This window comes from Dietzia sp. B19 (assembly GCF_014145155.1).
Lineage (GTDB): Bacteria > Actinomycetota > Actinomycetes > Mycobacteriales > Mycobacteriaceae > Dietzia > Dietzia natronolimnaea.
Window position 1 is genome coordinate 1 of the sequence record NZ_JAALED010000004.1, and the last position, 9753, is coordinate 9753.

Genomic DNA, 9753 nt, shown 5'->3' on the forward strand with positions numbered 1-9753 from the left:
AGATCCACGATCGGTGCTGCCACGGCTTGATCGCATCGGCGGCCAGCCAGCGCCCGATCGTCGCCGTGGCCACCGGGCGCACCAGCCCGGTGGCCACGGCGTGGGCTCTCAGCTCGGCGGCCGACCATCTGGTCAGCGGCAGACCGTGGTCAGCCGGACGCGTACACGCCAACGCTTTGACCTGGGCGACCTCGACGGGGGTGAACACGCGCGGCCGTCCCGAGCGGGGCCGGTCTTTGAGCCCCTCGAGGCGCTCGGCGCAGAAGCGATGACGCCACTGGCGCACGGTGTCGTCACACACCCCGATGTCGCGGGCGATCACAGCGTTCGCGTCACCGTCTGCGGCGGCCAGGACGATCCGGGCGCGCAGTACGTCACGGTGCGCACAGCGGGCAGCGTTCGCGCGGCGGGTCAGCTCGTCGCGTTCCTTGTCGGTGAGGATGACGATGTCGGCGCTGGTGGGAGGCATGTTCATTTCTGGCCCAGCCGGAGGCGACCGCCAAGCCGCCACGCCGGAACAAGCCGGAAGTCGAGGGCGAGAACGGGCGGCGGCGATGATGGAGATCATGGCCAAGATTCCCGAGTCGACCCAGACCTCACTGCGACAGAAACTCCTGGCGCGCGCGTCCGAACGGTGGCCCCAGATCCAGGAACTGCACACCCGCTACCGGGCCGGGTTTGCCTACGTCGATGCCACCTTGACCGACGGCGACGAAGTCAAGCTCTGCCGACTGCGCTACGCCGGATCAGCCAGCAACTGGGGCTTTGCGATCTACCGCGCCAGCCACAACGACTACCAACAAGCCGCCCTGCCAAACGGATGGCCCTCAGGCACTCCCGAAGAAGCCCTCGACACCGCCTGCGGCCTCTACCTCGGCGACCCCACCGCCTGGATCACCGACCCCCGACGAACTAACGGAGATGCCCACTAGCACCGTACTCACGCTGACCAAGGGGAGACGTTCAAGCTGCGGTTCGAACGACCCAGGGTTCCCTGTTGGTGGTGTAGACCTACGTCGACGGTGAGGGACTCGTCGATATCGGCCTCTTTGCAGTAGTTCGCTCGATGGTTCTAAGGAGAGTGATTCACGCACAATTTCGCGGTATGAGAGAGGCACCGCGACGCCCTGTTGAACCACCCATTGCTGCGCCGACCGGGGTAGGAGTCTTACTGCCTGGCCCGATTGCGAAGTGGCACGCCTGGTCAAAGCTGCAGAGTCGGAGATCCCGCCGGAAGCTGGAGCGCAACATGAATTGGGTGGACACGCGCGCGCCAGTTGTCTATTGCCCCCAGCGAGCGGCGGTGTGTGCCGCCAGAACACTAGCCGCATCTGCTGGCTGCCCGTTTGCGATCCACTGCACTGGGGACTGGCTGTTCAAGTCAGGATGCGGTGCGCAGATCCAGAGCAGAGCCGACCACGCATCGGCGCTCTTGACCAGCACCCCCCACAGAGCCAGAAGCTCGGGCCGTACCTGGCGGTTCGCGAGCTGCCATCTCGGACACACCCATGTTCCGTCTTCCAGCTGAGCGCCCAGCACCTCCCCTGCCCCAAGGTGACGAATAGTCTCGGCAAGCGAAAGGCCTAGGACGTTGCCCATTGACGCGGGAGTGTAGAACGGCCCGACGATCGAGTCCAGGACACGATCGCCCTCGATTTCTCCAGGTCCACTGGGCGCGTGCGGTGTGTCCATGAAGGCCATTGTCACCCCAGCCAAGGCGCCGTGCAGTCGGAACGACTTCGGCCAAACCTGATTGCAAGCAAGCCGATCGCAGCTCCATGGGTTCGTTGAAGGAGCTGATCCCTCAGGGTGGCGGTGAACCTCCTCGTCGAAAGGGTGAGCCGCATCTTCACTAGCAGCAGCGCAAGCATTCAGAGAGACTCGAAGTGCCCGAGTCTGTCGTAGCCGTCTGGTGTCATCTGTTGACAGGCGACCGCAACCTCAGCCGAGGCCTAGAGGGTTGCTCCCATTCCGGGTTGCAGTTGCCCGAAGGGCGCGAGAAGGAGGCACGCGATGAAGCTCCAGACGGCTAGCGACCCGCTGGGAGAGTCAACCGCGGTCGCGATTGACCTGCCGAGGCAAGAGTCGGGCCACTTCAGACCGTGGGGCTCACTCGCCGCACTACACGCGGCGGGTCTGGAGTCCACGTCAGCTGTGTTCGTCGATGCGCCCACCGATCATTTCGATGCCTGGCCGACAGCCGATGCCGCTTTCCTGCACGCGATCGCCGACAGTGACCCAGAGTCGACGGTAACACCGCTGGTGTGGGCGCGAATCCGCACCGCGCCCCGCTATCCCTCAGTCCGCGAGGTGAAGGCGGAGAAGTTCCCGTTTCTTGCCGAGCAGCCGGTCCGCAGAGAGCCGGGGTGGCCGCCCGATTTCAGCGGCGCCCCCACGGAGAAGCTGAATAAGGCTCTTCGTGACGAGCCCGGTTCACGGCTCTTGCTGCACCTCCCTCCAGGCGATGGCTGGCATCGCGTCGCCTGGGTCCGTCAAGACTTCGAGGGGTGCAGCATGTCCTCCTTGCTGTGCGAGTGCTCTCTCCAGCACGTGGTCAAGACTGGAGTCGGTGTCGATCAGCTTCAGCGGCGACACTAGCTGCGCGTACCGCCCAGTGACCGCCTACCTGCGGGCGCTGTCGTTCCGGCAACACTATCCAGAGGCCACCCCTCACACGCTACGAGAGATGGTCGATGCCGCCATGGCCGGCACATGGCTAGGGCAACAACACGGGGACGACTTGTGGGGATCAAACCTGTACCTGCAAACAGTGTCGGCGGTGCTCGATGTGCCGATGCCCTGGGAGTTGGCACACGCTGCCGTCGAAGCGGGGTTGATCAGCCTCGACGGTGCTGTCCTCGGCCTGCCTCAGCCGGTCCGCACCGCGCCTGTCAGACCCGTCATGGACTGGGACAGCACCGAAGAGACTGATGGTGACTGGGTCGTCTGGTGGTCCCGGCTCGACGGCCGCTACCAGGTCGAAGTCCTCCGCGACCCCGAGAGCTCGAACCGAGGGACGCTAACCATCTACGACCACTCCGACGACGACACCGTGGTCAACACTCTGCAGGTGGGGCTGGCATATGGCGCAGTCTTTGGGCCGGACATTGACGATGTCCGGGCCTGGGAACAAATTAGTTCGGCAGTCACCCGGGATCCCGACTGCTGATATTGCCAGGTGGGAGCTAGTTTCAGTTGGTCGCGTCCGCCTGGACAGCGATAGTGCGCAGGGCGTTCTTCGCGGTCTCACTGAGTCGTTGACTGAACGCGCGGAGGCTCGCTTTCTCCGCGCGGGTGGGTGGTTCGGCCCATCCGGGGCTTGTATCCAGATCAGCATGGGCGACCTCTATCCACATCCATGTGATGGCGTAGGGCAGTGTGACCGCTCGACGCCGTGGATTCTGTGATCTGGCCCACCCGGGAAACCATGTTTCGATTTCAGAGGCTAGCCGTCTGACGGCGCTTTCGGCGCTGCGATAGTTAGTCCCGTGTTTCAACGCATCCGCTACATGCTCAAGTGCGTCTGCGACCTCGTACGATGACCAGTTGACGTGTTTGGTCACTGCTCTCGCTGTGCTAGGCCCGACCTCCGATTGGAACCCCAGAGCGGATGCCGATTCCGACCACGACCGGCCTGGCCGAGCGACTTTCGCTAGGCACAGGCTTGCGAATCTTCGGCCAAGGAACGAATGTGACTCCATGATCGGCACGATGTGCTCTTCGTAGAGTTCTTCAGGTAAGACCTGCGGAATGTGCGAGTCAGCCAAGTCCGTCCCGACTCGTATCGCCACTTGGCGGGATGGACTTTGGCGAGTTTGCAGGCTCTTCTGCACGATCTTGCTCAGCGTTGGTGTCTGAGGCGTTCGATTGCGTATCCAGGCAGCCTGGCCGACATGAGTAGAGGGGATGTGAGCTATCCATGGGTCGAGCATGACGGCCGCAGTTTCGATCGTTGTCGCGGTCAGAATCTGGTGAGCTGCTGCTATCGCTTTGCCTCGGATACTCGGATTATCGGCTGGCCGTATGCCCCACCGCGGTCCTCGTAGCTCTGTTCGTCGCAGCGCTGCTTCCGCTCGGAGGCTCTCGCCCCAGCCTGCCGCACTCTCGGGGGTTGAGTGCGTAGCGATGTGCATGAGAAGGACCGCAGTCGCTCTCAAATCGGCGAGGTAACGCTCCGGCGGCGTTTCAGCCCCAAGACAGCGTAGCGACACCCCTGCCAATGCTCGACGTACCGCTTTACTGGCTTCGAGGTCGTCGGGCGGTGACTGCTCTGTGGGGTGGGCCAGGACTGAGTGACGGCAATTTCGTCGGGGGCCGAGAGGGTTCCCACAAGGTTGTGCGATTGACAGCTCAGGTCTGAGGGGGCTCGTCCTTCGGCTGCGGAAACGCTGCCGGCAATGTGCACACGATGGCACCAAGTAGCTCGAGTGGACATCGCACACAGCGATGAAGGGCAATCTCCACTCAATGAGCCATCTTCCCGAATGCAGGCATTCGGGACAGATTTGTGTTCCCTGTAAGGGGAACCAACCGCGGGCCGAAATCGCTCGGTAGGCCGCTGCAGATGGTTCAGCGAAGCCGCTGAAGTCCAGGGGTCGACTGTTCGCGAAACGCTGCAGGGTCGCGCTTTTCGCTTGACAGGGTTTCAGCGTAGTTACTCGTTCAATCCGCTCGAGCAGGTCGTCCGATGGTTGAACGAGTGCAAAGGTCAACGATTCTGCGTCGGGCCGAGGATCGAGTAAGCGGAGCAGTTCCACGGTGGTCAGGCCGTTGGCAAGAGCGCCCCGCTCCAAGTATGAGTCGAGTGCCTCTCCGCCTGAGAGTTGTACCCGGCTTGGCAGAGGCTTGGTCGGGCTGGCCATGACAGTCATCCGACGTGATCTTGGATACGGCGGAGGACTTGCTCACCGCGGCGTCGCTGGAGGTCTCGCCCCTCGACTTCCGCGATTACTGAATCGCGTAGCTCGAGGAGCTGCAGCTTCTGTTCGACCGTCAATTGTGCGTCAACTCGCCAAATGTCTTCGAGGGGCACGGCTCTGTCCGAGCTCAACCTCGGCTGTTGCTCGGGGCTTTGCATCCACAGCCAGTGTTCAAGGACCTCTCGAGTCTCTGGGTTTGCCCCGATTTCTGGCATCAACCATCTGACAGCCGGGCCGGGTAGCCCGATCCTGCCTGCGGTCAAAACAGGCGTTGGTGGATTAGCCAGAATCGCTGTCAGGTCCGCAGCGAACCCGGAAGGCGTGATGGGGGAGGCGTCAATCGAATCAATCCGAGCACTAGCACGGTGGCCAGCGCTTGCCGTGGCCTGGACCTGACTGCCGGGCCCATTTCTATACGTTGTCACGGCTTCATGAACGTCATTACATGCCTGTCTGCGCGCGTTCCACATCGCAACTGCGCCTTGACGAACCCGCGAGTTCTCACTATGCAAGGTGTGCCAGTTTGGATCGCCTGCGGCGAGGTAGCTCGTTGGGACGGCGTCTTCGTGAAGCCCGCCTACATCGACGAGTTCGGCGATCCGTTTTCCGACTCGCATCAGGTTCGAGATTTCTTCCAACGCCTGTAATCGCGCCGCCTCCAGATCCCGCCTAGGCTCCGTCTGATTGGCGGGTCGTTCGCAGAGAACCCGGAGGCTAGTCGCCATCGCGCTGTCGAATCGGCGACAGCTCACGATCGGAAGTAGGCAGTTGAGCAGTATCGCCGCGCGTTGAGGGGTTAGGACGGCTTGCCCCGTGGTGATCTGGACTTTCCCTAGCCACGTCAGCACGTGCTGTGTCCCGGACTGGACCTCATGTGGCCTCACTGCCTTGCTAAGACGTCGCAGCTGCTTCATCTGAGAAAGGAGCCGGCCAGCGATGTGGAATGCCTCGAGGTCGTCGCGCAACAGATTGTTGGCGCGAGCTTGGAGCGCCAGGACTCTATCGCTCGCCACGACGGTTCTCTGCGGTCCCGAGTGGTTGACTTGCAGGAAGACGCCGTGCTCCTCGCAGGCAAAACGCAGCCAGGTCTTCTCGCAATGCGAGCGGATCCCCTGTACTTCACACTCCGGGCAGACCCACCGCCTGCCTTGGAGAAGCCCTACAAGCCGGGGTCTAGGGCTCCTCTGTCGGTGGCGGGAAGACATCGCATCAAGTCCGTCTTCACTAACGGACAGGCGATGTGCAAGCTCGCTCAGTGGGAGCTTCTTGCGGCTCGTCAGATCCGCTGTTGTTAGCCCCTGGCATCCCTTGAGTAGAAGCGATACGGGGACATCGTTCACGTCGGCACACCGTAGGACGAACGATGCCAGGGTTTCTTGCCTAGCGGGTAAGAGCCGTGTGGGCAGTGGGTTGGAGTGGTCAGTCGTTGTCATGCTCGACCCCCGGGCAACATCGCCTCCCGTGCTTCGGCACGTGCGCTGAGAGGTACTGCTTCTATGAGGGCCTGAGTGATCGCTCCGGTCCCGTCCTCGATTGCTCGGCCGGCAGTTTCGGCCAGCAGGTCTCGAACGTCGCCCAGGTATCCTTGCGTCCGCTTCCATAGCAGTCCAGCGAAGTCATCATGAAGCACGCCCGTAGAAAGCCCGGGAAGAAAGGGGGCGAGAGCGCGCTCCTGTGACGCCAACATAATTTGCCACGGAAGGCGTCCTGCGTCCCTGTGAACGTCTATTGGGCCCAAGAAGTGTGCTTTCAACCTCGCGGCAATCTGCGGGTCGGTAAGCAGTTCGCCGCCTTCGAGGTTGGCGCCCACGAGGACGATTGAGGCACCCAGTTCTCCGAGCTCAGTATTGAGTACCTTGACGTGATCAAGTACCTCTCTACCGATCCGTTGACCAGTGTTGAGCAAGTGCGCGTCGTCGATGATCAGTAACCGCACGAGATGCCGCTCACAGGCCCCTAGTACTCGTCCAGTCTGAAGACGGGCTAAGCCCTCCCCCGGGAGCCCTAGGAACTCAAGAATCACAGCATTCAGATCCTTCACCCTCGCGGCAGAGGGCAAGTTCACCCAACAGACCGGAACCACGTCGCACTCTATCTGCGGGTCTGGGTGCCAGACTGGTCTGCCGTCCGGTTCGGAGGCCGGGTACTCCAGCGCCGATTCTCTGTACCGTTCCATCGCCCAGCGCTTGACGAATGTGCTTTTTCCTGCGCCGTTCGGACCGGTAACCGACATGAATGTCTTCGCCCCAGGCAGGGAATCATCGTTCGCCCTTACGGTCTCGGATAGATGACGCGCAATAGCCTCTCGGTCCGGCGTCGTAAAAAATTGAGCGCGGTACCACCTTCTGACCTGAGCTGCATATTGTTCACGGACTTCAGGGCTAGCCGAGCGGAGCTCCGCAGCCTTGAGTTGGTCCGGCGCCTCTACGTCCATCGCGATGCTCGCCCGGTGCCACCGACGCGCCGTCATGGCTTTTCACTTGCGAAGTCAACTGGCAGCCGACCCCAAGGGGCGTCAAAGTCGATTGAGCTCGTGCTCAGCGTTTCCGCCGTAGCCGGACGCGGAGACGTCAGAGTTCGTGATGCCGCTTCCACTGCCTCGTTGATGTCACGACGAGATTGCTGCCTTCGTAGACGCGCCGCGCGGATCCGCGCTGGCTCCTCGAACTTCTCAGCATGCGTGGTGAGTTCGGTAAGCTCTTCTGCAATGAGGTGCTGGGACCTCTCGCGGGAGATCATCTTCTTATCGCCTCGGTTCTTGGCGACCTTCCAGGCAGCATCTACAAGCGCGTCCGTCATGGGAGCGTGTGTCAATCCGGCGCCCTTCCAGGGAACCTCGTTCACCTCATTGGTTTCGGGATCGCGGAACCACAGCCTGCTGAGGTCGTGGGGATCGCGGTAGAACGGCGCGGCCGCGTCCCTTTCACGGAATCGCCCTTTCCGCCCGTTCCTGTACGCATCGAGGCATTCGGCGTCGTAGATGAGGTCCTTGGATTTGATTCCGCCATGTGAAATTACGGCCCAGTGAATCGGGAGGAAATCGAAAACCATGTCGGCGCGCTGAGGGACATCGATGCAACCCGTGAGCTCGGTGAGCACGTCCCACATCTCGAGCGGCGTGAATCTCGCTTTAGGCTCTCCCGGAACGCGCAGGCCCGCATGTTCTGTCCGGTGGTAGTCCAAGCTCACAAACCTTCGGAGGTGCTGCTCCAGTTCGTTAGCGGTCAGTAAGGCTTCCGTCGCAACCTTGGCGCCGCGCTCCCCAGTGTTCCTGCCCTTGTATCCAGGGATTTGCTGCCAAGCACGTTGCAATGTCTCATGAAAACGCTCGATATGCGGATTGTCAGTTGGCCTGCCCCCTCGCGTCGGCAGGAAGTCAATTCCGAGCGATGCAAGAAGATCTTGAAAGTGCGCTGACATGAAGTTAGAGCCGTGGTCACTTCGCACCGCATCTGGCAACACCGACGGAATAGCGTGCTCACCCTGAAGGGTGGTGTAGTCCGGCAATACGTCAGTCTTCCCGTCAGCCGTGGTCAACAGAGATACCTGACCCGGCAATCCGCACCACCTCCATTCAGAGATGGAGGTCCCTTCGACGAGCATGGAAAAGGGTCGACACACGTCATAAAGGAGTAGAGCCGCGTCAACTGCGTCAGCGGACTTTGGGACGACGCGCAACGCCAACACAACTCGTGTCGCCACATCGATCGCGGTGAGAACCTCGACACTGAAGACTTCCCCAGTTTCCACGTCCCTCACCAGACAGTCCGCTCGGGTCGCGTCGATCGCAACGACCTGCCCGGGCCGCATAGCCGGGTAATGCTCGTAGCCCGAGGTGTTTCGCAGTGAGCGGGTCTTCTGGGTACGCGTCGTCGCACCACGAGTGAACATGAGCCAAGAGAGGTACTGGGATTTTATGCGCTTCGCTGGCTGTTTGTATTCCACACCACCTTGCTTGAGCGCAACGGTGATCCTTCGGTCCAGCTCAGCGATGTTGACCGCAGACCGGTCCCCGTCGAAGGTGCGGGCGAGCGTTTCCGCGACCTCTCGATAGGCCTCATCGATCTGCGCCCACTCCTTCCGGGGTTTCAGCGCACGGCCATCGATCAACCCGACTAGACCGTCTCGTCGCCAATTCTGGACCCAGCCACGAATTGAACTACTTGAGGGAGAGCTACCAGCCTTGTCCCCCTGGGCGAGTTTGCGTTGACGGGTCCGGTCCACCTCAAACTCGCTTGCCAAATGAGCCGCCATCGCGTCTGCTCGGGCTGTCTCAGATACGCCACTGTGCGCCCCAAACGGGTGCCGCGGCTCGCCAGGCCGCGCTAGGTCAGGGTGCCCGTCTCGATAGCCTGTCAAGACCTCTTGGACGACCTCGAGCTTGAACAGCGCGGCTTCTCTCGCGCTTACTGAAAGTGCGTCCCACAACGGTTGTAAGACCGCGGAGGAAGCAGCCACCCTGCCGTCGTCCATCTGGCGCGCTTCGGTTAGCTCGCCAAAGTTGATGGCTTCTTCCGCCCCCGTAGCCGTTCTGACCTCCAACCCACCCGGGAGGACACCAGTGACGCGGTAGAAACCACCGGGCATCAGGATCAGGTCGCCACGCTTGATCGGCGTACGCGCGTTAGGGGGCCTAACACTCACAGCGCACCTACCGAGGTTCGAATCTCGCTGTCGAGGTCGATTCGACGCTGTAGATCACACGCGAGGTCTCCAGACCAGATGAGATGCCAAATCCCAGCTTTGACCCTCCCGTCCCCCTGGTCCAGACGCATCAACTCGCCTAGCGCCACTACTGCATGAAGTCGAACCTCCTCGATGATGAGAGGCCGCA

The 9753-nt window shown here is 61.7% G+C and carries 7 protein-coding genes and 1 pseudogene; 3 read left to right on the forward strand and 5 right to left on the reverse strand.

Annotation, left to right across the window (positions count from 1 at the left end):
- The coding region (locus tag G6020_RS00115; protein WP_182609254.1) for a helix-turn-helix domain-containing protein at positions 1 to 469 on the reverse strand (469 nt) is incomplete at its 3' end.
- Between the two features lie 85 nt (positions 470 to 554).
- On the opposite strand from G6020_RS00115, the gene G6020_RS00120 reads away from it, so the two are divergent.
- From G6020_RS00120 to G6020_RS00130, 3 genes are all read left to right on the forward strand, one after another.
- A complete protein-coding gene (locus G6020_RS00120) occupies positions 555 to 932 on the forward strand; it encodes a hypothetical protein (protein ID WP_241731598.1) in 378 nt (125 codons plus the stop codon).
- A 1081-nt stretch (positions 933 to 2013) separates the two neighbouring features.
- Positions 2014 to 2598: a hypothetical protein gene (locus G6020_RS00125; RefSeq protein WP_182609255.1), complete on the forward strand. Its 585-nt coding sequence runs from the start codon at positions 2014 to 2016 to the stop codon at positions 2596 to 2598.
- The gene (locus G6020_RS00130; protein ID WP_182609256.1) at positions 2570 to 3169 is read left to right on the forward strand and encodes a hypothetical protein; all 600 of its coding nucleotides are present in this window, start codon (positions 2570 to 2572) and stop codon (positions 3167 to 3169) included. The genes G6020_RS00125 and G6020_RS00130 overlap by 29 nt, the downstream gene beginning before the upstream one ends.
- Before the next feature lie 22 nt (positions 3170 to 3191).
- Here the strand turns inward: G6020_RS00130 and G6020_RS16800 are convergent, their stop codons facing one another.
- From G6020_RS16800 to G6020_RS16700, 4 genes and pseudogenes are all read right to left on the reverse strand, one after another.
- Positions 3192 to 3356: a hypothetical protein gene (locus G6020_RS16800; RefSeq protein WP_241732501.1), complete on the reverse strand. Its 165-nt coding sequence runs from the start codon at positions 3354 to 3356 to the stop codon at positions 3192 to 3194.
- A gap of 2992 nt (positions 3357 to 6348) precedes the next feature.
- Positions 6349 to 7353, reverse strand: a complete 1005-nt coding sequence (locus G6020_RS00145) for a TniB family NTP-binding protein (protein ID WP_182609259.1) — start codon at positions 7351 to 7353, stop codon at positions 6349 to 6351.
- A gap of 32 nt (positions 7354 to 7385) precedes the next feature.
- Positions 7386 to 9173, reverse strand: coding sequence for a DDE-type integrase/transposase/recombinase (locus G6020_RS00150; RefSeq protein ID WP_182609260.1), 1788 nt, complete (start codon positions 9171 to 9173; stop codon positions 7386 to 7388).
- A 386-nt stretch (positions 9174 to 9559) separates the two neighbouring features.
- Positions 9560 to 9753: pseudogene (locus G6020_RS16700) on the reverse strand (hypothetical protein); the annotation flags it as partial.